At 36.4% G+C, this 25502-nt stretch carries 24 protein-coding genes and 1 riboswitch; of the genes, 12 read left to right on the forward strand and 12 right to left on the reverse strand.

The window, feature by feature from the left end; translation table 11 throughout:
• Window positions 1-178: 178 nt before the first annotated feature.
• On the forward strand, window positions 179-1450 hold the full coding sequence (locus LQ188_RS13750) for a replication-associated recombination protein A (RefSeq protein ID WP_230177058.1): 1272 nt from the start codon (window positions 179-181) through the stop codon (window positions 1448-1450).
• A 29-nt stretch (window positions 1451-1479) separates the two neighbouring features.
• Here the strand turns inward: LQ188_RS13750 and LQ188_RS13755 are convergent, their stop codons facing one another.
• From LQ188_RS13755 to LQ188_RS13765, 3 genes are all read right to left on the reverse strand, one after another.
• Window positions 1480-2127: a DUF2642 domain-containing protein gene (locus LQ188_RS13755; RefSeq protein ID WP_230177059.1), complete on the reverse strand. Its 648-nt coding sequence runs from the start codon at window positions 2125-2127 to the stop codon at window positions 1480-1482.
• Between the two features lie 211 nt (window positions 2128-2338).
• A complete protein-coding gene (locus tag LQ188_RS13760) occupies window positions 2339-3313 on the reverse strand; it encodes a hypothetical protein (protein WP_101222706.1) in 975 nt (324 codons plus the stop codon).
• 291 nt (window positions 3314-3604) lie between these two features.
• Window positions 3605-3826, reverse strand: a complete 222-nt coding sequence (locus tag LQ188_RS13765; protein WP_230177060.1) for a hypothetical protein — start codon at window positions 3824-3826, stop codon at window positions 3605-3607.
• A 265-nt stretch (window positions 3827-4091) separates the two neighbouring features.
• Here LQ188_RS13765 and LQ188_RS13770 point away from each other — a divergent pair, with 265 nt between their 5' ends.
• Complete coding sequence (locus tag LQ188_RS13770; protein ID WP_230177061.1) at window positions 4092-5021, forward strand: LytR family transcriptional regulator; 930 nt, start codon at window positions 4092-4094, stop codon at window positions 5019-5021.
• 638 nt (window positions 5022-5659) lie between these two features.
• Here LQ188_RS13770 and LQ188_RS13775 read toward each other — a convergent pair.
• The 5 genes from LQ188_RS13775 to sinI all read right to left on the reverse strand — a co-directional run bounded on the left by LQ188_RS13775 (window position 5660) and on the right by sinI (window position 7442).
• Window positions 5660-5896: a hypothetical protein gene (locus tag LQ188_RS13775; RefSeq protein ID WP_230177062.1), complete on the reverse strand. Its 237-nt coding sequence runs from the start codon at window positions 5894-5896 to the stop codon at window positions 5660-5662.
• Window positions 5897-6018: 122 nt separating this feature from the next.
• A complete protein-coding gene (locus LQ188_RS27005) occupies window positions 6019-6192 on the reverse strand; it encodes a VanZ family protein (RefSeq protein ID WP_363320592.1) in 174 nt (57 codons plus the stop codon).
• 68 nt (window positions 6193-6260) lie between these two features.
• On the reverse strand, window positions 6261-6392 hold the full coding sequence (locus tag LQ188_RS26835; protein ID WP_260358157.1) for a hypothetical protein: 132 nt from the start codon (window positions 6390-6392) through the stop codon (window positions 6261-6263).
• A 273-nt stretch (window positions 6393-6665) separates the two neighbouring features.
• Window positions 6666-6803, reverse strand: coding sequence for a hypothetical protein (locus LQ188_RS13780; protein ID WP_153246104.1), 138 nt, complete (start codon window positions 6801-6803; stop codon window positions 6666-6668).
• A gap of 504 nt (window positions 6804-7307) precedes the next feature.
• Window positions 7308-7442, reverse strand: coding sequence for a DNA-binding anti-repressor SinI (gene sinI / locus LQ188_RS13785; RefSeq protein WP_230177063.1), 135 nt, complete (start codon window positions 7440-7442; stop codon window positions 7308-7310).
• A 17-nt stretch (window positions 7443-7459) separates the two neighbouring features.
• Window positions 7460-7541: riboswitch (cyclic di-GMP riboswitch) on the reverse strand.
• Window positions 7542-8495: 954 nt separating this feature from the next.
• On the opposite strand from sinI, the gene LQ188_RS13790 reads away from it, so the two are divergent.
• The 10 genes from LQ188_RS13790 to LQ188_RS13835 all read left to right on the forward strand — a co-directional run bounded on the left by LQ188_RS13790 (window position 8496) and on the right by LQ188_RS13835 (window position 18938).
• Window positions 8496-9674, forward strand: coding sequence for an acyltransferase (locus tag LQ188_RS13790; protein WP_230177064.1), 1179 nt, complete (start codon window positions 8496-8498; stop codon window positions 9672-9674).
• A 74-nt stretch (window positions 9675-9748) separates the two neighbouring features.
• Window positions 9749-10492, forward strand: coding sequence for a Wzz/FepE/Etk N-terminal domain-containing protein (locus LQ188_RS13795; protein ID WP_230177065.1), 744 nt, complete (start codon window positions 9749-9751; stop codon window positions 10490-10492).
• The gene (locus tag LQ188_RS13800) at window positions 10482-11105 is read left to right on the forward strand and encodes a CpsD/CapB family tyrosine-protein kinase (protein WP_230177066.1); all 624 of its coding nucleotides are present in this window, start codon (window positions 10482-10484) and stop codon (window positions 11103-11105) included. The genes LQ188_RS13795 and LQ188_RS13800 overlap by 11 nt, the downstream gene beginning before the upstream one ends.
• Before the next feature lie 17 nt (window positions 11106-11122).
• Window positions 11123-11761, forward strand: a complete 639-nt coding sequence (locus LQ188_RS13805; RefSeq protein ID WP_230177067.1) for a sugar transferase — start codon at window positions 11123-11125, stop codon at window positions 11759-11761.
• Window positions 11762-11781: 20 nt separating this feature from the next.
• A complete protein-coding gene (locus LQ188_RS13810) occupies window positions 11782-12774 on the forward strand; it encodes an NAD-dependent epimerase/dehydratase family protein (protein WP_230177068.1) in 993 nt (330 codons plus the stop codon).
• A 17-nt stretch (window positions 12775-12791) separates the two neighbouring features.
• Complete coding sequence (locus LQ188_RS13815) at window positions 12792-14258, forward strand: oligosaccharide flippase family protein (protein ID WP_230177069.1); 1467 nt, start codon at window positions 12792-12794, stop codon at window positions 14256-14258.
• On the forward strand, window positions 14239-15459 hold the full coding sequence (locus LQ188_RS13820; protein WP_230177070.1) for an O-antigen ligase family protein: 1221 nt from the start codon (window positions 14239-14241) through the stop codon (window positions 15457-15459). Before LQ188_RS13815 ends, LQ188_RS13820 begins: the two co-directional genes overlap by 20 nt.
• A complete protein-coding gene (locus LQ188_RS13825) occupies window positions 15437-16240 on the forward strand; it encodes a glycosyltransferase family 2 protein (RefSeq protein WP_230177071.1) in 804 nt (267 codons plus the stop codon). Before LQ188_RS13820 ends, LQ188_RS13825 begins: the two co-directional genes overlap by 23 nt.
• 5 nt (window positions 16241-16245) lie before the next feature.
• Window positions 16246-17292, forward strand: coding sequence for a glycosyltransferase family 4 protein (locus LQ188_RS13830; RefSeq protein ID WP_230177072.1), 1047 nt, complete (start codon window positions 16246-16248; stop codon window positions 17290-17292).
• Between the two features lie 104 nt (window positions 17293-17396).
• Window positions 17397-18938, forward strand: a complete 1542-nt coding sequence (locus LQ188_RS13835) for a glycoside hydrolase family 55 protein (RefSeq protein ID WP_230177073.1) — start codon at window positions 17397-17399, stop codon at window positions 18936-18938.
• Window positions 18939-19108: 170 nt separating this feature from the next.
• Here LQ188_RS13835 and LQ188_RS13840 read toward each other — a convergent pair whose 3' ends face one another.
• The 4 genes from LQ188_RS13840 to LQ188_RS13855 form a co-directional block, all read right to left on the reverse strand.
• On the reverse strand, window positions 19109-20032 hold the full coding sequence (locus LQ188_RS13840) for a hypothetical protein (RefSeq protein WP_230177074.1): 924 nt from the start codon (window positions 20030-20032) through the stop codon (window positions 19109-19111).
• Between the two features lie 1756 nt (window positions 20033-21788).
• On the reverse strand, window positions 21789-23069 hold the full coding sequence (locus tag LQ188_RS13845; RefSeq protein ID WP_230177075.1) for a nucleotide sugar dehydrogenase: 1281 nt from the start codon (window positions 23067-23069) through the stop codon (window positions 21789-21791).
• A gap of 20 nt (window positions 23070-23089) precedes the next feature.
• A complete protein-coding gene (locus LQ188_RS13850) occupies window positions 23090-24100 on the reverse strand; it encodes an NAD-dependent epimerase (protein WP_230177076.1) in 1011 nt (336 codons plus the stop codon).
• Between the two features lie 12 nt (window positions 24101-24112).
• A complete protein-coding gene (locus tag LQ188_RS13855) occupies window positions 24113-25240 on the reverse strand; it encodes a glycosyltransferase (protein ID WP_230177077.1) in 1128 nt (375 codons plus the stop codon).
• Window positions 25241-25502 lie beyond the last annotated feature (262 nt).

A 25502-nucleotide genomic window follows, 5' to 3' on the forward strand; every position in this document is an offset into this window, starting at 1 on the left:
GTCGGATTTTCCCGCCGGTAGGTCGAATTCGTCCACTGCTAGATCGAATTATCGATCTCACAGCACAAATCAAATCCCGAAACGAACTACTATAATAGGAATTCACCCTCTTTTACAGCATAATCAGCGCATTTCCCCCATCAGTTGTGATACCTTATATAAAAAGGAGAGGTGCGCAATGAATATTAAACCGCTTGCTTTCCGGATGCGGCCTCGGTCGATAGATGAGATCATCGGGCAGGAGCATCTGGTCGGTGAAGGGAAAATTATCGCAAGGATGGTGAAAGCCAAGCAGCTTTCTTCCATGATACTGTATGGTCCGCCGGGAATTGGCAAGACTTCGATTGCAAGTGCGATTGCCGGAAGCACGAAGTTTGCTTTCAGGACACTGAACGCGGTGACCAATAATAAAAAGGATATGGAAATCGTGGCAGCAGAGGCTAAGATGTCCGGAAAAGTGATTCTGCTGCTTGATGAGGTTCACCGGCTCGATAAGGCGAAGCAGGATTTCCTTTTGCCTTATCTTGAAAACGGGATGATCACCTTGATCGGTGCAACGACCAGCAATCCCTATCATGCAATCAATCCGGCCATTCGAAGCAGGTGCCAGATTTTCGAGCTCAAATCATTGGAAACCAATGATATTACCAAAGCTCTGGAACGGGCACTTCATGATGAAGAGCGCGGGCTTGGTGCGTATATAACGGATGTCAGCCTTGATGCCCTTACCCATTTCGCGACGGCTTCGAACGGAGATGTCCGCAGTGCGCTTAACGCTCTTGAGCTCGCCGTCATTTCCACCGAACCCGATGAGTCCGGAACGATACATATAGATCTGCAAATTGCCGAGGAATGCATGCAGAAAAAAAGCTTCTCACATGACAAGGATGGAGATGCCCATTATGATGTTCTGTCGGCTTTCCAAAAATCTATTCGCGGCAGTGATGTGAATGCAGCCCTTCATTATTTGGGGCGCTTGGTCGAAGCCGGCGATCTTGTCAGCATTGCCCGCCGCATGGTGGTCATTGCCTACGAAGACATTGGTCTCGCCAATCCGCAGGCTGGTCCCAGGGCCCTCGCTGCAGTCGAAGCCGCTGAACGGCTCGGGTTTCCCGAAGCCCGGATTCCACTTGCCAACTCCGTGATCGAGTTATGCCTATCACCTAAATCGAATACCGCCATTACCGCAATTGATGCGGCTCTTTCCGATATTCGCAGCGGCCATAGTGGAGATGTACCGGATCATCTTAAGGATGCCCATTACAAAGGGGCCACTGAACTCGGACGCGGCATCGGCTACCTTTATCCGCATGACTACGAGAATGGCTGGGTGAAGCAGCAATACTTACCCGACAAACTGCACAGAAAAAAATACTACAAACCGAAAAAGAGCGGGAAATTCGAACAAGCCCTTGCCTCGGTCTATGAAAATATCGAGAAAAAGAAATAACTCCGGATCGCTTCAGACCCGGAGTTTCTTTATTGTGGGAAATGAAAACTTTTAACATGCCTCATGTTGACAAAAATCGCCTCCCCTTGAGCATTCACCATCTCAATGATGCCATCTTTCACTGCACTGATCATCCCGATATTCTGCGGATGCATCCCCAAGTCGAGCACCACCAGTTTATTGGTTAACTTTTTTACCTGTTCCTCCAATGTCCTGGCCCAGCTTAAAGATGAAACCTGTGCCAATTGTTCCCCTTTATTCAAACCGTATGGACCCTTTTCATCATTACAAACCGAAAGCCACTTTAAATGATCCATCGAAATGAACATCGTTTTAAATACTGGCGAATAAAAGACGAAATAGTTATTCATGATGCCCACGATATAACCATGAACCGAGTTTTTTTTCGTGAGCAGGATTTCAACAAACATCCCCTTCGCATTCATCAGTAATTTTCGGAACGAGGTCTCGTCAATCTCCGGCTCTCCTCCCGAACCAATCTCCTCATCGATTATAGGAAAGGAAAAATTCTTAATGTGCCGGAATGGAACGTAACGGTAGGCTTTTCCAGTATACAAAACGATGATGTCAGAACTTACTTCAATTAAAATCCCCGCTTCATGTATATTCCCTGAGAGCTCCAGTTCCATATACTGGCCTATATTTTTTGCTAACAAGCGACGCTTCCCCCTTTATATTAAGATCAACCAAACAAAATGGTTGCTTGGCCATTTTAAAAGCATTTGAACATAAACTTTTGCAAATGAAAAAATAAATCAAAGGTGTATTGAATCCCAATGAATCCATCTTTGGCAATAACGGCATGTCCACCTTCCATAAGAAGGCACAACAACTCGATTTTGGTTGCTGTACCTGTTTGGTATTTCTTTACCGGATATTTTGATTTGAAGCTTTGATTAAGTTCTCAATCCAAATTTGCTTGAATGCATTTGCACGAGGACTTCTGCGTCTTCCTGATCTTTCATCTGAGCTTGAGCTTGAGCTTGAAGAGCTTTCATATGAGCTTGAGCTTGAAGAGCTTTCATATGAAGAACTGCTCTCTTCTAATGAACTGCTTTCATCCTTTCTACTTCCGTTTGCTGAATTTCCATTTGCTGAATTCGCGTTTGATGCACCTCCGTCCGACGAACCTCCATCTTCGGAATTTTCATCTGTCTCCTCTTCAGCTTCTTCCTCTACCTTCACAGTTAAGGCAACGAATTGGACATGATCAGTTGGCACATAAAATAATTCTTCTTTATGCACAACGATAAGGTACGTATCAGCCACTTTCATCAGGATGCCCTCAACCCTCTCAGGTCCACCAGCGAAAACGGATACCCAGTTGTGGACTAAGCGAGTCAGAAGGCCATTAAGTGTATCGGTTCCGTTATAAACAAATTCAGGCAATAATTGTTCGTCTGATTCTTCGATCACTGTTACACTTTTAATATGGGAAATCGGGTATAAAACAAGCCCATCCTTCTCCGTGGATAAAACTAAAAATTCATCTTTCACATCTACAACCCGGCCAACTTTAGATCCCGGACCGCCGCCATTCACTTGAATGCAGCTAGTTTGAAGTGTTGACAGCACTCCTAAAAAACTGGTCGGAAATACTGTTTCTTCTTCCTCGGCCAATAAATCGACTTGTGACTTTTTCGCATTCGCGACAACTATTTTCAAATGATCCCTTGCGTAATACACAAGTTGAGTTTGTTCATCTTTCCCTGTTTGTAAAACGATATAATCGCTTAATACTCCTATAAGCCTGCCTTCTCTAGAATCAGGCCCGCCTTTAAACACCCTCACCGATTTTCCTGTTAAAGCATCAAGGTACGGTAAACCAACAGTCTCTGCCATTTTTCCTTTAGCCTCCAATAGTTATTTATACTTTAATGATATCCGTACTGCATATATATGCGCCTGCTTTCCAATACGGACTCTGCTTATCACCCATTTTGTAGGAAATCGTCGTACGCCTAGAAATTCCCTTTTGAAAAATCACTTTTTCCATTCTATTCAACTTTTAAAAAAGGGCCTTACTTTTTAATAAAAAAACTCGGGAATTTTTTCCGGAGTTACATCAACATATTTCTATATAGAATGAAATGGCTACACAGGAGCTTTACTTTGTCCGGATTTTGTCACGGTTCATGCAGCTTGCCAAACTATAACTTCGTTTACATCACAGAATAACTGGTGATTTTTTTCTGATTCTGTATATAGCTCCACATACTGCTCAGCTGAAACATTTTGCGGAGCTGCCTCGATCAGCGGCGGATACCGTCCTTCCCCTTTGTTTGTCACCGGGAATTGCAAAGGCAGCTTGGAAGCACCCCTTTTAAATACTGCCTTCCCCTTGAAAAACCCCACGACTATTTACCTAGATGAAATCCAGACTTTTATATAGCCGTGCTGCTACAATGTCATAGCTTTAAACCCTTGCTATATCAGCATTCAATTCAAAAAAATTCAAACCAATTATAAAAACCTATTAAACTTTCATGTCATAACAAAAACCTTTTATTGGCTTCCAAATATGTCAAAGGTATTATAAAGTAGCAAAATATACTATTCTTTTATTATGAAATTAAATATAATAGATGAAGTGGTTACAAAAAGAGGAAGGAAGTAAAATATGAGACATGAAAAAAAGAAGAAAAAGAAACGGACATGGCTGAAGGTAGTCGGGGTAATTGTCCTGCTATTCATATTAGCTGGGGGAGCCTTTGCCTATTCCGTATGGAATTCACTGACAAAAACCGTTGACACGATGCATACACCAATAGACCGTACCACCGATAAACGAACTAAGGACCTTGCACTATCCGATCAGGAGCCATTCTCGATGCTCATGCTCGGTGTCGATGAACGTGATGGCGACAAAGGCCGCTCAGATACAATGATCGTCTTGACAGTCAATCCGCAAAAGAAATCGGTCAAAATGCTAAGCATTCCGCGTGATACACGGACCGAAATCGTCGGTCATGGAACACAGGATAAAATCAACCATGCATTTGCCTTCGGCGGCGCAAAAATGTCCATGGATACAGTTGAAAACTTCCTTGATATCCCAATCGACTATTATATGAAGATCAATATGGAAGGCTTTAAGGATATCGTTGACGCAGTCGGCGGTGTGACCGTACAAAACGATCTGGATTTCACATCCGATGGCATTCATTTTGCAAAAGGTACGCATACTCTTAACGGGAAAGAAGCCCTTGCTTATTCAAGAATGAGACATGATGATCCTAGTGGTGATTTCGGCCGTCAATCCAGACAACGTGCCATCATCGAGGCTGTAATCAAGGAAGGCGCTAGCCTTTCATCATTGACGAAATACGATGAAGTCTTCGCTGCACTCGGTAATAATATCCAGACGAATTTGACGTTTGATGACATGATGGACATCCAAAAGAACTACAGGGACGCAAGCAAAAGCATTACCCAATCATCTATAAATGGTAACGGTACTAAAATCGACGGAATCTACTATTATATTGTGTCGGATGAAGAAAAGGAAAAGGTTCAATCCGAATTAAAAGAACAATTATCCATCAAATAAGAAAAAATGAAAGAGCTGTCCGGACCCGCATCCTGACAGCTTTTTCATTTTCCCCGTCCAATAATCTGACAAAAAACGAACACCAATTGTAGAGATTTGTTGGAATTTTTGTTGTTTATTAGGCACTAAAAGACGGTATAATCTAATATGAGCTGACAATTCCATCTTCCCCTTGCCCCTATAATCACTTGACACTATCATTCACTGGACCCGGAATTCCATCAACCGTCATTCATCAACTATAATAAATAATCCTAAACCAAAGGAGTGGATTTGTATGAAAATCAAAGCAGGCAGCTGGGCTATGCTAAGCAAACAGGACAAAATGTTTATTCTGAAAGCCATCAGTGATCGATCAAGAATGAAATATGTTTCATGAGAAGTAGCTCTTTTCGGCAATACATGAGAGCATTACCTCTCCCTTTTCAATAAAACGAACTCGAGCCTGAAAAAGGAGAGGAACCTATTTAAACCGAATATTCCCATAACAAACAGCTTTCGCCTTTTTCTGTGAAAACATAGCTATCTTGTTCAAGATAAACACCACAATGCGAGAATTGAAGACCTGTGTAACTGGAATTTCATAGGCCGTTTTATGCTGCCCTCCAACCTTATCCAGAATCCAGTTCTTCACATTCTTAAGTATCGGCCTGCAAATCATATTGAAAGGACTTCACATTCATATGCTGTAAAAATACATGTGACCGATTTTGCACATAATCTGCACGATTCGGAAATCGAAGCTTTATTTTAGAACTTAACAAATCCCAGGAGTTCCCGAACTCCGCCTCACTTTCATCACGCGCTTTTTGAACCGATCGAAAAAAAAGAATGATACAAACTCCTGCAGCTAACACCCCGAGAATAGCCGTCAATTCTCCTCATACTCATCACCCTCACAGGTTATCATTCATTTATAAATAAATGAAAACGATAAAAAAGAAGCATGTTTTAAACATGCTCCTTTAGTATATGTAACGGAAATGATTTCTAAAATTCATTGACGCTTTCTTCTTCGATACCAGAAAAGAGAAAAGAAGATTCCCAGCAAACCGCCAAACGTGTCCAGCATGACATCTTGCAACAAGGGAGTTCGGCCACCGGTTAGTTTTTGATGCAAATCATCTGCACTAAAAAGGATACATATAAGAGCCCCTGAAAACGATAGAATAACATTCTATACAAAACTGCACCAAACAACACCCAACGTCAATAAGCCCGGGAAGAAGTATCTACGAATCATATACTATCAGGATGTTCAATGATCCCGCTTAATTTCTCCTTAATCTCTTCCACAAGTTCATTTACAGAAACATCTTGTCCAGACTCACCCTTGGCAAAAGTGTCTTTTAAAATATCAAAAAAATCCATGCGAAATTTCCACTCCAATATATAATTGAGCCACCATTTCATACTGTTGTCCTAATCCTTTTTTCAAAAATAAGGAATATAGCTCATTTATTTGATAATCACATATAAACCGAGAATTGGCAAGCAGAAACTAGTTTGAAAACCAAAAATTTACCCAATTTTAACATTTCTGAAATATCCCTTTTGAATGAATACTAGTAAGTTTTAGGTAAATAGTGTGGATATAAAAAAACAAAAAAGGACCGATTGCTCAGCCCCTTCGATAACCCCACATTATGATTGTCCCATAAAATATGTCATTAATGAAATCAAAACTAATGTAATGGTAATATAAGTCCCAATAAAAATTTTCTTGCTTCTCTGTTTCTTTTCATAAACTTCCTCGAACGTAATGAACTTGTTTTTTGTCATCAAATAATCTCCTTCTATTTTGATGGCAGCTATCTGACATCGCCTTTGCGAAGTCCCTTTGCTTGATCTCTATAGTGTAGTATCGGCACATAACGAAAAATATTTAAGTATTATTCACTATTTTTTTGCTATATTTCGTATATCTGGAGAAGGGTAAGACAACTTAAAACACATTATGTATTTAAGTTAAATTCCATTATCAATATATTAAATCCTTCTTTATTCATTTAATAATCTGATTTAATAAGGGTTTTATTCTAAAACATTCAATATTATTTTTATCCAACCGCAAAATGATAACCATAGCGGTACACTGAATAAAGTTCCCCACATTAAACCCTTAAAAAAGGCAATAGGTACATCCATAATAAAAATCCCCCTCAATTAGGTCGCATTTTTATTATCATCGCCATGTTCCTTATTCTGGATACCTTTTACGGTAATTTCCGGTAATGAAAATAAAAAAGAAGACTGTATAACAGCCTTCCCTAAGGTACATATAGCTTATCCCATGATGTAAGATTTTTCTCTTGATCCATTTTCTACGATAAAATCATTCACATCTTTAATGGACAAGCCTGAATTTTTCGCTTCTAACATTAAATAAATCCATTCTTCCAATTCATTGTTTTCTTCCATGACAAATTCCGCCTATTTGTGGTAACACAGCCGTCTTAGCAAAGCCTTAGACCTGTAATTTTGCGTCCCTATTTTTCAATAGGTTTGCTTTTCTCAAGAATATTTAACATTATGATGATTTTCCAATTAAATTTCATGCGCAAAATATGTAAGTCTAACTTTTATGAAGTCGACATACCCATATATTCATGTTAATTATACTTAATAAATCTGATAATTAACTAAAATACTTTTCGTTAATTTCCGCCATCATTCTACAATATTCTTCAATAAAACAACTAGGTATTGGTAATTTTTGATTCATCATAAAAAGCTTAACGCACAATAATATTTTACTTTAACTTTCTTCGACGTTTATTAAATACTTTCATAAAAATACTTCCTTCTTCTGTTTTAAAAAACTTAACCCCAACTAATTTTAAAGGTGTCCATATTTCTCTCATTTGGTATAAAGGCATTAAAATCATCCTTTCTTATATAATTTATTAATGGATCCTTTGCTTTTAATAAAAATGACAGGTTTATATTAAATAGTAAAATCTATTATTTTTTTTTACTTATTTTTTTATCTTTCGATAGAATTAACAGTTTACACCATCACCCTTAACGAACAAACTGTTCTTTATAAAGAATAACCAAATTGAACTTACCATCTTTACATTATTATGTCAATTGGTTTAATTCTATTTGCATATCTTGTAATTTGTTTCCCTCATTACAGGAATAATAAACATCGCCTGTATGTCTAATCCTTAACTGGCTAGCTGTTCCCCAAACTTCCATATCTTAAGGAAATTTAGGGTAGTGGGTACAGGATTTATCCATTGGCCAAAGGCCACAAATCTCTTATAAGAGCATGATGTGTTCGGTCTTTCAACTGTTCTCCAGAAGTATTTATTAGTCGATTAAACATTACCTAATCGAGCTTATAAATTGGTATATTATGGTTAATTTTGTACTTAATTGTCTATTTTTGTCTGTTTTAAAGAACTAACTATACTTTATTGAGAACAAGTGCTATATTATAAAAAAACGGTTTATATGGAGGAGGATATGACTAGATATGAGGAATTCGACTCATTAAGGGGTTTAGCCGCTCTCATAGTGTTAATCGGGCATTATTTGATGGTTTACCCTTCATATGCTGATTATCAGTATGGTTCAAGCAGCAGCTCCAACATGATTTATTTGTTTAAGGAAACTCCTTTACGCCTTTTTTTCAGCAGTGGAAATGAGTCTGTCATTCTATTCTTTGTATTAAGTGGTTTTGTTTTGTATTTATCAGTTAATAGTGCTAAATTCCACTATTCTACATACTTAATAAAACGAGTGTTTCGAATTTATATACCATATCTAGTAGCAATAGGCATGGCTATATTGGCTAAAATGCTTTTAAGCCAAATTGATTTGCCCTATATCACTGACTGGTTTAATAAATCTTGGACAGGCCCGGATACTCCTTCCTTATTAATAGAACATCTTTTGTTTATAGGGCAATACAATACAGACGCCTATAACAATGTTATATGGTCCCTTGTCCACGAAATGAGAATTTCGATTATATTTCCTGTTCTGATTTTTTTATTTGTGCGAAAAAAGCTTAAATACTCTTTATTATGGCTTTTTGTTTTAATTTTTTCGTCGACTATTTTTTTGTATTTGTTTGGTTCTGGTGGCGATATAACAAGCATTTTTCTAAGTTTCCACTACAGTACCCTTTTTTTGATGGGAGCAATAATAGCGAAATATCGACACGGACTTTTTTCCTATACCTTGAAAAAGAAAAAACCTGTAAAGATTGCATTGTTGTTGGGGGCAATTACCTGTTTTATGTACGAAGGCATCATTGGTGAAGTGGATTTTTTAAACAATTATATTTTTAGGGATTATGTTGTCTCATTCGGTGTTTGCATTTTTATCTCCATGAGCGTATGTTCCCAAAAAATTTCGACTGTCTTAAGGTCTAGATTGCTAACTCTTCTCGGGAAGATTTCATATAGTTTGTATTTGTACCATCTTATATCCTTATTCTCATTGATGTACCTATTCTATAACAAGCTGCCTACCGGTTTAATATTGATATTTTCCTTTTTCTTATCTTTTTTACTCTCTTCAGCGTCCTATCTACTTGTGGAAAAACCATGCATGAGGCTCGGATCGTACTTCACAAGAAACAAACAAGAAAAAGTAATTTCCAAAGACCACATAGCTTTAAAACGCAAAATAGGATAATTTCTACTATTATATAAAAATTCTTTGCAAGTTGTGAACGTATTCTTACTATCTCTAAAAAAGTGGTGAAATCGATGAATGAAAAAGTAAAAATTAAAGATTTTATACGAATCTTAAAAAAGCGAATATTTATCATTATTCTATCTACCCTTTGTATTACTGGTTTTATTATTTTTTCGTCCATGTACCTTATGAAACCAACCTATCAGTATTCCACTCAAGTTCTGGCAGGATCATTAAGCATGGATGAAAAGGAAGCCTCGATAAACAAGGTTCAAGAGAACAGACAGCTTGCTCTTTCATATATGGACATCATTAAAAGTCCGCAGATCATGATAGGAGTTAAAGAGGAATTGAATCTTAAGACTTCTAGCTATGACTTACTTAAGCAAGTTTCCATTACTAATCGAGATAATTCACAAATCATCACGATTACCGTCAAGGATTCAAATCCTGAATCCGCTAAGGACATCGCCCAAACTGTCGCGAGGCATTCGATATCTAATTTTAAAGACATTACAAACGTTAAACAGATTAGTATTCTAAATGATAATGAAATGGGACAAGCAGAACTGCTTTTCCCAAAGCCGAAATTCATCATAGCCATTTCGATCATAATAGGCTTTTTTGCTGGAATAGGCTTAGCACTTCTTAGAGAGCACTTTGATGATTCAACCTACTCCGATAGGGAGCTTGAACTTCTTGGAATTCCATTATTAGGGAGGCTGGATTTGAATACCAAAAGAATAAACAGAAAACGTAAAACAACATATAAAACCTTACCTTCCACAAAACGGGGTGAATATAGTGAGTATTAAATTCACAAGGAAACAATCCTTTTACCTAAATGAAATCAATAAAGAGCAATTTTATTCGATATGTAACAATATCGAGTCCAACCTTCATAAAGACGATTCAATATTAATGATTACATCTCTTTCACAAACACAGAATATTGTAAATGCATCAGCGTACTTAGCACTTGCCTTTTCTGAGCAGCGTAAACGAGTCCTTGTAGTGGATGCTAATCTGCGCCAGCCTTCGCTGCATCAAGTGTTTAATATCGATAATTCATTCGGTTTGACCAACTTGCTTTTAAACGAGAAGTCCAATATTAACGAACATGCTATACATATAAAGGGTCATCTATTTTGTATACCTACAAGCGAAGCCATTTATGAGCCAGCAACTTTATTAACATTAGAAACCCTTCCAACTCTGATTGAAGAATGGAAGAAGGATTTTGACATCATTTTATTCCATACATCAGACAGTTTAAATAAACCTGATGCAAATATCATTGCTAAATATTGTGATGGCATAATATTAGCGATACAAGAAGGCAGAGACAAGTTAGAGAAAATTGCCGGTGTGAAAATGCAATTCGAAAGGGCAAATCTTGAAATTTCAGGATCAATGATCATTTCTTAATTCAGGGAGGATAATCAGTGGATTCGAAAGTCAGAGTCGATAGGCAGGAAGAAATCCTGATAAAACCACTATCGACATCATCTAATTTTAATATAAAGCGCGCTATGGATATAATCATCTCGTTTTTTATGCTGATAATTACAGCACCTATTTTACTTTTATTCTGCATTCTTATCCCTATTGATTCAACTGGCTCCCCTTTTTTTTATCAGCAAAGACTAGGTCTGGATGGGAAGCCTTTCAATATGATTAAGCTACGTTCAATGGGGATTGATGCCGAAAAAAATGGACCTAGGTGGGCAAGTGCAAATGATTCCAGGGTGACTAGAATAGGAGCCTTTATACGAAAAACACGGATTGATGAAATCCCTCAGCTTATTAATGTTTTAAAAGGAGATATGTCACTCATCGGGCCAAGACCTGAAAGGGAATATTTCTATAAAGAATTCGAAAAGTTTTTGCCTGGCTTTAAAAACCGTTTATATGTGAAACCAGGAATAACAGGGTGGGCACAAGTAAATGGGGGGTATGTTTTAACACCAAAAGAAAAGCTGCATTACGACCTATATTATATTCAACACCGCTCAGTTGCTATGGAAGTCAAAATTTTGTTCCGAACATTGACCATAGTCTTTACTGGTAATGGAGCTAGATAACAAAAAAGGGGGAATGAAATATGAATAAAGTACTAGTAACTGGGGGCTTTGGATTTATTGGCTCTCATATAGTTGATACATTAATCCGTAATAATTATGAAGTGGCTATATATGATAACCTCTCCACCGGATCCATCGGAAATGTCCAGGCCAAAGTCACTCCCTTCTTTGGAAATGTTGAAGATGAGGTCCTACTTGAAAATGCGATGGAGACATTTAGGCCTGACTATGTCATTCATCAGGCTGCACAAGTTAGTGTCCAACAATCCATTTCGGATATTACGAATGATGCAAGGATCAATATCATGGGAACGATAAACATCGCTAAGCTTTCTCACAAGTATGCTGTTAAAAAAATCGTGTTTGCGTCATCTGCGGCTGTATATGGAGATGCTGATGTCATGCCAATCACATTATCACATCTTACCTCTCCATTATCACCCTATGGTGCATCAAAAAAAACGGCAGAGGATTATCTAAAGCTCGCTAAAGAATTATACGATTTAAATTATGTGAATCTTCGATACAGCAATGTATATGGACCAAGACAAACAGCTAGCGGCGAAGGCGGTGTTATATCGATCTTCACTAATCTTGTCATAAAAAATGAGCGGCCCGTCATTTATGGAGACGGCACTCAAACAAGGGATTTCATCTATGTAAAGGATGTAGCCGATGCCAATCTGAAAGCGTTGGAATATGAAGAAAGCGGCACCTTCAATGTCTCATCAACCACCAGTACAAGCATCAATCAATTATTCTCGATTATTCAATCCTTTGGCAGCCATGATTTATCTCCTATTTATCAGCCAGCGAAAAATGGGGATATCAAAGAAAGCATACTCTGTAATAAAACGACACTTCAAAAATTGGCTTGGCACCCCGCTCATTCACTTGAACAAGGTCTTACGAGCACATATGAATATTATTTAAACCAAAATCAGCCTTCTTTAACCAGCAAGGCAATTCATTCACCTGCACCTCTACTCAAGCCAACGACTTTATCGTCATAAAATCGGGAGCGAATAAAGTGAATACTAAGAAGAACTCTATTTTAAAAAATATTGTCCATTTATTTTACAGTACCATTCTATCCAATGTTCTTAATGCGGCCACGCTCATTCTATTAGCAAATTATTTTAACTCAAATAACTACGGGATTTTCAGTGTGGCATTGGCTCTTGCCATGGTCATGAACTTTTTCACGGACCTCGGGACAAGTAATACTTTTCTAAGGGAAGGATCAAAAAAGGAAAACTTAGGAAGAACGTTTTCTTCCTATATTAAGATTCGGATTGTTTGCTCCCTTTTGACCTTTTTTGTTTTTTTTGCCGGCATTCACATTCTTTATCAAGAACAACAAATTCTTTATATGATCTATAGCTTAATGATCCCTATGGTCATTGGCCTGGCGATGCAAAGTATTGGAATAACCTATTTTCAATTAACTGAAAGGATGCAATTCATCGCGTCGATAAAAATCTTCTCTTCTTTTGCGTTAATACTTTCAACCACGGTTAGTATGGGCTTAAAAGTGGATGTTCATCTGGCAGCCTTTTTATATGGATTCTCGTATTTAGCCGGTGGATTTTACAGCCTTTATTTACTGCTGAAAAAAGCGGAAATAAAATGGAAATCTCCTTTTGAAAAACAATTATTAATGAATCTTAGTCCGTTTTTAATCAGTGGGTTATTTATTATGCTAACGCCACAATTGGGTCCATTGGTGCTGGAAAAAACACTGCCTTTAGCGCTTGTCGGCCTCTTTGCAGTAGCCTATCGGATTCCTTCTGCTTTATACCAAATTCCAGGAGTAATCGCAGGTGCTTTTTTTCCACTTTTATTTAAGCGATACAACCAAGGGGAGCTTGCAGAACACACAAGATTGAATATCCTGCAAATGAAAATCATGTCCTATATCGGCATGTGCATGACTATAACCTTATTCTACTTGGCCACTTATCTCGTTACCATTTTATTTGGACCCGAGTGGGGATCTGCGGTTCAGCCTTTAAAAATATTGGCTTTTATAATCGTTCTGCAAGGCTTTAACATTGCCATTGCTGACGGTCTCACAACAAGGGGATTACAGAACCGGCGTACAATTGTCCAGTTCATAACCATCACCGTTGGTTTGGTTTCCTTCTATTTTATGAGCGTTAACTATTCAGTGGCTGGCTCAGCTTTTGCCGTCCTTACCATGGAAATCGTCTCATTCATTGGCTATGTCGCTGCCAACCCGGAAAAAAGAACGGTATTCTTCAGGGTCATACTGCCGTATGGTACCTTCTTTTTCATTAGTTTCATCCTGATGCAAAACTTATTATCCAAGCATCCTTTTATAGCCATGATTTCAACCATCATTTTCGTCACTGCTCTAATTTTGCTGCTCGATAAGAGCATCAAGCAATTAATCGTTGGCTTTATTAAAAAGAAACCTGCTACCGAACATTTACAAGATGGGAGACAAAAAGAGAATGGAAAGATTGCTAATTAATAAAAACACCTCTATATGGTCAGTCTTTCTCTTGTTATTTTTTATTACGCTCAGTAAATATAATATCTCCATCGGTTTTTCTTTAAAAATTTACATGATTTTTCTAGCTATTTTCTTTTGCATTCATTTTCGGGATTTTTATTTCCATACCCTTTATCATTATGAAATTTTATTGCTCTTATTTTATTTCACCTATTGTCTGAGCGGCGCTTTTTCTCAGTATCCTGAATCGAGCATTCGGGTCATTCTAGGAGTGATACTCGTACTTGGCTGTTATTTCATCATGAGATATGTATTGGAGCTAACTTCGTTAAGTGCGATTGAGAAATCGATTGCAAATGTCGGAATCATCTTTAACGTTATAAGCCTATTATTATACATCATAGGTATACAGGTGACAGGAAGATTTCCGACAGGTGTTGAGATTACCTCTTATGGATTATTATTGGACCGGGATTATCCAAGATTAATCGGTTTGCTGGATGACCCCAACATCTTCATTTTTTTTAACACAATCTTTTTTTCCTTTTATTTAACTAATTTAAAGGGATTCAAGCATTCAATTGGATTCCTCCTATGTATGATTACTTCCCTTCTTACTTTTTCTAGAGGTGGTATTTTATCGCTTGTACTGGTGGTCTTTTTGTACATGCTGTTAGCTAATTTCTCAAAAAAAATCAAAATGTTAGCTGTTTCCTTATTATTTCTATCGGTAATATATTTTGCTGGATCTCTTATCAAAATAGATTTTAATGAAATCCTCAGGAGCCGCATTACTGACTTTTCAACTGATGGGGGCAGCGGCAGGTTTGAATTATGGGGGCAGGCGATTAACTACTTTATGGCAAATCCCCTTTTTGGCATTGGCGCTTTTAACTTTTCCGATTATTACGCATTTGATTATAATGAAAAGCTATATGTTCACAATACGTATCTAGAAGTCTTAGTAGAGTCAGGAATCATTGGTTTTCTTTTTTACCTTTCCTTTATATCGATGCTCGTTATCACCTTATTCAAGACTAAATTACATAAGGAAAAACCCTTCATTGTGCTTACACTTTTTGCTTTCTTAATACAAATGATGTCCCTTTCTCTCATGATTAATGAAGCATTTTTTTCCTTTTTAGCACTAACTCTAAAATATATATCCGTATATGAGAGAAAAGAGGGGGAATATAATGACCTACAGCAAAAAGGATGACCGACTTTTAGTTTCCGTGATAACTCCTTCGTATAATAGCACGTCTTTTATTACAGAAACGATAAAAACTGTCCAAAATCAAACCTACTATAACTGGGAGATGATCATTGTTGATGATCAATCAAAGGATGACTCGGTTTCTGTCATTAAATCCTATGCAGAGAACGATTCACGGATAAGGCTTATCCCTTTATCCAAGAATGTCGGAGCTGCCAGGGCAAGGAATATAGCCATTAAAGAAGCACATGGAGATTATATCGCGTTCCTTGATAGTGATGATTTGTGGCTTCCAACTAAATTGGAGGAACAAGTCGCATTCATGCAACAGGGAAATCTCGCTTTCTCTTTCACCTCTTATTCTTTAATAGATGAAGAAGGAAATTCTCTTGATGTTGAAGTAAAGGCACCTAAAGCTGTGGATTATAAGCATCTGATTGGAAATACAACGATTGGCTGTTTAACAGTGATGCTGGATAGGCTGCAAATCAAGCATATCGAAATGCCCGATATTCAGCCTGAAGATACTGCATTATGGCTGTTACTGTTACGACAAGGATATATAGCACACGGCTTACCGAAAGTCTTATCCAAGTATCGGATTGTAAGTAACTCTACCTCAAGAAATAAATTTAAGGCTGCTTACCGATATTGGAAGCTGTTACGAAGCCAGGAAAAATTAAGCTTTGTAAAAGCTAACTTCTATTTTAGCAAATACGCCTATAATGCATACAACAAAAACAGAGGTTCACAGCCTGCCTCTTTACTAAATGGAGGGAAATAAGGTATATGAACAATGTCCTGCTACTTACAGATAAACTCATAACAGGCGGAGCTGAAATGTATTTTTGCAAATTGGAAAACCATCTCCAGGATGAAAACATGACGTTTTACTCTGCTGCTGCGACGGGGGAATTGTACAAGCAAATTCATAACAAACAACAATTCATCCCTTTAAGCTTAAAGAATCACCTTGCCAATCTTAAAATACTGACTAAACAAGTCAGCTTAAAACACATCGATGTCATTCATGCCAATAGTTTACGAATGCTGCTATACTCGATCACCATCAAGAAACTGACCAGAAGAAATATCAAGCTCGTGTATACCAAGCATAATGTAACCATCCTAGAAAAAAAGATGCCCTTTATATTTAAAAGAGTGCTGAATCAGCATGTGGAAGAAATTATTGCAATTAGTAATTTTGAACGGGATAACTTACTTCATCTTGGTGTTAGGAAGGAGCTTATTCGGACGATTTACAATGGCGTAGATGTGGAGCACTTTTCTTTTAAACAATTACAGCCTAAAGAAACCTTCAATGTAGGAATCTTAGCCCGCTTATCAAAAGAGAAAAATCATGAACTTTTCTTGAAAATCGTTAATGAGTTAAAGGATGTTCCTAATGTGATGTTTTATATTGCTGGTGATGGACCGGAGCGGGAATTTGTAGAAAAAATGATTAAAGACTTAAAGTTACGCCATAAAGTGATGCTCTTAGGCAATGCCTCCAATCCATATGAATTTATATGCAATATGGACGTACTTCTTTTAACATCACTTAGAGAAGTTTTTCCGATGGTCGTCCTGGAAGCAATGGCAGCCGGAACACCAATTATGTCAGTCGATGTAGGCGGCATTAAAGAGGCGGTTGTGGACCATGAAACCGGGATTCTCATCTCCCAACATTCAGAACAGGAATTTGCCAAACAAATTAAAACGCTTCAAGATAATGTGGATTTAAGACAACGCTTGGGAAGCAAAGCAAGACAAAAAGTAGAAGAATCCTTCTCCCTCTCAAATATGATTCATTCTACACTGAAAACCTATCAATGAACAAAAAACAAACGATGACCTCGTTTGTTTTTGTTTTTTATACCTATACATACTTTTTGGACAAGCATATGCTATATAACATCACCATAAAAGGAGTGTTATATATGGCAGACCCACTCAACCTCCCTGAGGATTGCCAGAACAGAGATATTGCTAATATTGATTGTTTTGGCGCCGATCCGAATCTAGCGGATAATTCTCCAGCCATTCAAGCAGCGATTGATTATTGTGTAGATAATAACTACTCTAAAGTTGTCATTACAGGGAAGAAACAATATACCCTCTCCTCCCCCATTATCATTAAGCAAAATGTCCATCTAGAAATTGATCCGACGATAACATTAATAGTTAAAGGTAATTTCCAGGTTTTTGAGCTACAAAAGGATGCTTCCCTCTCCGGCGGGACGATTGAAGTAGTCGATACTAGCTTCAATTCATCCGTCATTTTCCTTTCCGGGGCGCAGCAAATAGAAATCCATAATCATACAGCTATATCCAATATCAATATAATTAACCGTACAACAACATATCAAGGTATAGCTATCCATCTATACTGCAACAAAGCTTGGGATTTCATCAGTTTCTTTAAAGCAAGCTCCCTCCAAATCACAAACTTCCATACAGCACTCTATTTAAAAACCGAAAAACTAGTAAATGTAGATACCCCATGCTGGATTAATGCCAACTCCTTCGAGTCCATCTTTATAGACGGCTGCCAGTACGGAATCGAGATTGTCGGAAGCAGTGATTTACCTTACGAAATTTCCGGCAACACCTTTACTGGAATTCAAGTTCAAAGCCGAAAACAAACGAAAAAAGTCATTCGATGCTCAGGTGCTTATAATATATTTGAAGGCATCATATGGGATACCTACCGTATGGATGATCCTCCGCTCGTCATTGAATTCTCCTCCGAATCCCATCACAACTACCTAAGCTCGAATCAGGTATCCACATCCATCCTTGATCGAGGCCAATATAATCGATGCACATCTCCCCATGAAGAATTTCTCCAAGTATATCCACCTCTTGCCTTAGGAAAAGCACACCTGGTCGGAAATCAAGACGATGTCCTAGTAAATGCAAACGTCCGCTATGCTGTACGTCAGCTTTCTGGAAAGGCTCCTTATGGAGGAAATATCAATAACTGCTTCAATTTACTCGATGAGCAAAGTGTAAATTACCTCGATGTCCCTAGTTCCCAGCCGGTTGTGATTGAATTGGATTTTACCAAACAGCCTATTAAAATGCTAAATTGCTTTGGTATTTATTTTGGATGGAATGAAAGTCCCAGCCGAGTATTAATTGAATATCAACAAAGTTTAAATGGACCATGGATTGCAGCTAAGAATCTCCCATTTAATGCCGGTAACACTGTAATCTCAGAAGCAAGAGCAGAAACACTGTATAAAATTAGACTGACGTTAAGCGGGTATACACAAGATCACAAACGATTCCGAATCAACCGGATCTTCGCAAGATCATCGTTACAGCAAGGTGCAGCTTGGTTGCCAACTACAGGCGGAACATTATATGGAGATTTAGAACTTCAAAAAGGGAAAGCTGTGACAATGGCTTCACCAAACGGAACAAAGTGGAAAGTGACTATTAATGACCAAGGCCAAATTATCACTACAAAGCTATGACTATTAAATTTAAAAAAACTGGACTATATTCTCTTTATCCAAAAAGGAAAGGATTATTCCCCATGGATAAGGATCAATAGTACCAGTTAATTAATCGTCATAAATGTTATCTCCAATTTATATTACAGGGTGTGTGCCTATCTATTAGCTAATCACCCTTTTCACTTTTATTATTGATTCAAGATATTGGCCTGACCTCTATCAGCGATTCGACTTATTGGCAAAGATGGGATATCAATGATAGTGCCCATACTATTATCCTTAAGTTCAATAACATCGTTTTGAAGGGTGATTTTGTCCAAATCCCAAGCCATTCCCTCAAACTTATTGTATTGCCCATTTACCTTCAAAATGCTCTTTGTTTTGCCTGAAGGCTGTATCTGTAAATTGGTAAATTGATTACCACTAACTTCATTCGGTACGGTAGAGTTACTATCTATGTAAATCATATTTACACAATCTTCCAATGATAAATTCAAAAAACGATTAGCATTGATCCAGGTCTTACCAGAAAACGGTTCTTCAGCTATTAGCTTTACTCCAGTCTCCATTCCTGCAACCTTGACATTTTCAAAGTTCACGAAGGAAATCTCATGTTCCTTACCGCCTGCATATAAAGATAACCCTGTACCCTGATTACTCTCAGACCAATTAATAATATTTACATCCTTCACTTGCGTTTTGTTCCAGGTATTATAATATTTATACTTACCATCTAAGTAAATGACCTCTGAATTAAATTCAGCATCATTTATCACTACATAAGCACCTTCAATGGAAGCATTCTGCTCAAGCTCAAGCACCCTGAAGTTCCCCTCTACAATGAACTTCGTTCCGTATCCAAATAGCAGCTTAACGCCTTTCTTAACGATGATCGGTGATGAAATCGTATACTCCTTATCATCCAGCATTACCGTTTTTAATTTATTGGCCTTTGCATGATCAATGGCAGCCTGAATCTTCGCAGAATCATTGGCCCCTTTAAAATCTTCAGCGAATATCTTTTCTTTATGATTAGATAGAGAATGTCTCTGTTGAAAAATGAAGAAAACAATCAGCAAAAAACATATGAAAAGACCAATAATTTTTCTCATAAAATACTTCCTTATTTCGTTATTTTTGTTTTTCTACTTGTTAATGCTCTATTATCAATGTATCCTTTCTGCATACAATCATGACTTTCACCTATAGGAGATAAGATCAAGATGTCCCATTACATTTTCGAGCATTATCAGTATTAGCGAAACGGATCGTTTACGTTAACAAGGCCAACATAATCTAAGAAATCACAAAACAATATTGAATTAGGACTATTTGTTTCAGCAATTCCAGTTCTTATACAAACTCTATACTACAATACGCTTTTTCTATCAATACATAAATACTTTTTGAAAATAAAAAAGCAACATATTGTGTTACTTAAAAAATGACTGAGACTTTTTTTGTACATCAATAATAGAATTATTTTACCAGAAGAGAGCCAGTTACTTACAAGTGTAGAGGATAATACCCGAGGTATGTATATAATAATAGAAAAACCCTTCACGGCCATGAAATTCGACTTTCTAAAATGTTCTTTAATAGGAAGGTTTGACTGAATATTTCGCTTATTAAAATTTAGTAGCAAAGGCTCAAAAAGTACGCATTTCCGGGAAAGGAACAATGTGACGCATTAAACATGCCAAGTTTTATCGAACTACTTTAAAAGAAAATATGATGCCCTGTTTTAATGTCACATCCCACTCTATTTAAAACAACTCATTTGTTTAATTTTATTAACTGGAATGTTAAATATTTCATATCATTTCGGTTGTTTTTTCAAACAATGGTCCTGCAACATTTCAAAAAAATGCCAGATTAGTTTTTTTGGTGTTAAAACTAACATCCTTTCAACCCTTCAATTAAAACCTGAAGTGCTAATGTTATTCCAAAATGAAAAATCATATTGATAACCCACCAAATATACATTAGACATCGTAAATCTACCTTCATGGTTTAAGCCCAAAACAATTAAAAAGTCGGAGTTCAGACTTGAATAGTAAAAAAAACGTTTTGATTATTTTAGATAATGTTAGATCAAGATTACATACTTTTAGATAAGTTTTGATTTTAGAGGAAGCGTCTTTAATTATTTGTTCTAAAAAATCGATTATACGACTTCTCATGTCTTTATCATTCAACGCAAGATCAATCGTAGTTTTCACGAACCCTAACTTTTCTCAAACATCATATCTTTCCCCTTCGAATTCATAGGCAAAAACGTGATGTATTGCTTTTAATTTTTTGTATAACATCTGTCTGCTGAATCTCTCCCCCTGCCCCTGGTTCTAGATTTTCTAAAACCTAAATATTTCTGGCGTCAAAATTCAAGTCCCATAATCGCTAAGTTGGATGGTATCATTCCATTTTATGGATTTGCGCAAAATTGTTTACCTAATAACGCCATATTGATCAAATAGGTTTAATAATTCCGTAACGGTGTGCTTCACTTTCTGGAACTGTTTAAACTCCTGTGACAAAGATTTCGTTTTATCAATAAGAATTAGGCCATTTTGTCATAAAAAAACTACACATCCAATTGTTAGATGATGTCTAGCAATTGGGGTGCAGTTCATTGATAGTCTTCTTCTCAGTTATTTATTCTATGCCTTTTCTTATTACTAAACATTTACTCTAAATCTTTAGTAATAATTTCTGGCTAAATATGCTATCACTATATCATCAATAGATAGATAATCATAAATCTCTGACTGCAAGGTTTATATGTAGTAGATTTTATATGGGATAGACTAAGAATATATAATAACGAAACATCTAATATTTTTTAAACTAAATTTTATTTCTGTGGAATTAAAGTCTCCATAAATCAATAGATTCTGGACATTCTAATTTATTGAGAGTACTCTTGATATCTACTACTATACCTTTTCCATGTTTCAATAGTTGATCAAACTGTCCCCAACCGCGTTCTAAATATTCTCTATGTGAAACTGCAACAACAACTGCATCTGCAGGTAGGAGGTCATTATAGTTCGTAAGGCTAACACCATATTCGCGTTCAGCTTCTTTGTTGTCTGCTTCAGCATCTGTAACCTGTACATCCATTCCAAATTCTTGTAATTCACGGATAACATCAATTACCTTTGAATTTCGTAAATCTGGTACGTTTTCTTTAAATGTTAAGCCCAGAACCGTTACCCTTGCCCCTTGTACAGGCATATTTCGCTTTATCATTTTTTTAACTAAGGATGTTGCAACAAAACCTCCCATATTATCGTTAATTCTTCTGCCGGCTAAGATTACTTCCGGATGATGTCCTACTGCTTCAGCCTTATGTGTTAGATAATAAGGATCTACTCCGATACAGTGTCCACCAACAAGACCAGGTGAGAAATTCAGGAAATTCCACTTTGTTCCTGCAGCTTGTAAAACTTCTGAAGTATCGATATCTAAGCGGTCAAAAATAAGCGCAAGTTCGTTCATTAATGCGATATTTACATCGCGTTGAGTATTCTCAATAACTTTTGCAGCTTCTGCTACCTTAATCGAACTTGCTTTAAAAACACCCGCAGTTACTACACTACTATATACATCTGCCACTATATCTAATGTTTCTTTATTTTGGCCAGAAACAACTTTTGTAATTGTTGTAAATGTATGCTCTTTATCACCGGGATTAATACGTTCTGGTGAGTATCCAACAAAAAAGTCTTTACCGTATACCAATCCAGAAACTTCTTCTAAGATTGGAACACATACTTCTTCCGTTGCTCCTGGATAAACCGTAGACTCATATACAACAATCGTTCCATTTTTCATATGTGAAGCAACTGTTTCAGATGCTTTAATCAATGGGGTTAAGTCTGGTTGTTTGAACTCATTTATTGGTGTAGGAACAGCAACAATTATAAAGTCTGACTCAGCTAATTTCTGACCTTCAACTGTAAATTCAATAGATGAAGAAGTCAGTTCTTCATTACTTACTTCGTTTGTATAATCAATTCCTTGCTTAAGAGTAGAAATCCTATGCTCATTAACATCAAAGCCAATAATATTTTTTGATTTACCAAATGCTACAGCAACTGGCAATCCCACATATCCTAATCCTACAACTGCTATTTTTCTATTCATAATATCCAACTCCCTAAACGTTATAATTTAATTTTGTAATAATCAAGGTACCAATCAATAAATTTATTTACACCATCTTTAATCGATGTTTGTGGTTTAAAATCAATGTCTCTAAATAAATCTTCAACATTCGCGTACGTTTGAGGAACATCCCCTGCTTGAAGTGGCATGAAGTTCTTTTTAGCTTCAATTCCAAGCTTTTCTTCAATTGCTGTAATAAATTCCATTAATTTAACAGGACTATTATTACCGATATTATAAATCTTATAAGGGGCTTTACTTGTTCCTGGGTCTGGTTTCATACCACTCCATTCAGGGTTAGACTTTGCTTTTTTGTGAGCTAGACGATAAATACTCTCAACAATATCATCTACATAGGTGAAATCACGCATCATATCTCCGTTATTAAAGACATTAATTGGTTCACCATTAATAATTGCCTTGGTAAATAAAAATAACGCCATATCTGGTCTACCCCACGGACCATAAACCGTAAAAAATCTTAAACCAGTCGTAGGTAAATTGAACAAATGACTATATGTGTGAGCCATTAATTCATTTGATTTCTTTGTTGCCGCATATAGGCTAATAGGGTGATCCACATTATCATGAACTGAAAACGGCAAAGATTCATTTGCACCATATACTGAACTAGAAGATGCATAAATAAGTTGATCGACTTTGTTATGTCGACTAGCTTCAAGGATATTCGTAAACCCTACAATATTAGAATTAATATAGGCGAGTGGATTTTCAAGACTATATCTAACCCCGGCTTGTGCTGCTAGGTTAACTACCACTTCTGGTTTATGATTTGTAAACACATCATTTACACCATAATGATCCTCTAAATCTAACTTATAGAATGTAAAATTTTCATCTGTTAACAATGCTAAACGAGATTCCTTTAATGTTGGATCATAATAGTCATTTACATTGTCGATACCTATAACTTCATGGCCTTCATTTAAAAATTTTCTTGATAAATGGCTCCCTATAAATCCTGCAGAACCAGTAATTAGAATTTTCATATTACATTCTCCTTATATTAGTTTTCTATATATATGGTCGTACATTTTTACAATTGCGCTTATACTATAATTATCTAGAATTCTTTTACGAGCGTTTATACTCAAACTATTCTTGGTATCTTTTGAGAGCTCAATATACTTCAATAACGCATTTGTCAAATTAATAGTATCGATTTCCTCGATGATGTACCCAGTATTTGAAATAATCTCTCTACAATCACCAACATCACTAGTAATGCAAGGAACTCCTATTGCCATTGCTTCTCCAATTACGTTTGGAAATCCTTCACTTTTCGAAGGAAGTAATAACGCATCAAAACACTGCATGATGTTTGGTATATCCGTTCTTTCACCTAGTAAATAAATATTTTTTAAATCATATTTATTTACTAAAAAAGACAATCTTTCATTAGACATATCGACATTTTTCCCACATAACACTAAGTAACAGTTCTCATTTATTTCTCTTAATTTGTAAAAACTTTTTAAGATGAGATCATGATTTTTTAAAGGATGATACCTTCCTACATGTCCAAACACTATTGCATCTATTGGGATATTTAGATTTTCTCTTACATCCTTTCTAACTTTGGAATTTGGGGAATAAAGATTTGTATCAAATCCATTAGGTATAACAAACATTTTTCTTTCTTTGTAATAAATTTTTTTATGGTATTTCTTAGCTGAATTTGATCCGCATATAATGGCGTTGGGAATAAAAGAAAATAAACCGCATAATTTTGCAATAATCACAGTCCTTCTTTTATCTATTCCCTTTACAAAGTTACTGTGTCTAATGTTCCAAAGTAGTTTAACTTTTGGAAACAAAATCTTTATAAATATGCCTATAAAATCAGCATGATACATCCAAGTCTGTAGAATATCAGGTTTTTCATCTCTAAATATTTTGTATAGCTTTTTTAGCTTAATCAGTAAACTACCTTTTGAACCCATATTTAGTGTATATATTTTTATACCTTTCTTTTCTATCGTTTCTCCTAGTACGCCCTTATTTAACAATGATATTACCAGTAATTCATATTTATCCGCATCAGTATTAGAAATTAATTTTACGAGCATATTTTCTGCTCCGCCGTTTCCTAATCCTGTGATTAAATGAACTAACTTTATCCGTTTCATTTTACTGTAGTTCTCACTAATTGAAATGTCATAAAACTCCTCCACCTATTGATCAATTAAAAGTGTGTATATTATTTTCAAAGAATATTTCATAGTTAATTATCCTAAAAAAGAAATTTTAATTTAGCATAGATAATTTCACAATTACCAATAAGGCATAAATTATTACATAAAAGGGAATATCATAATTAGCATTACTATTAATAATCTTTATAAATAATGATCTTTATAATCAATACTAATTATACATTTTTTTTAATGG

This window comes from Peribacillus sp. Bi134 (assembly GCF_918698065.1).
In the GTDB taxonomy this organism is placed as follows: Bacteria; Bacillota; Bacilli; order Bacillales; family DSM-1321; genus Peribacillus.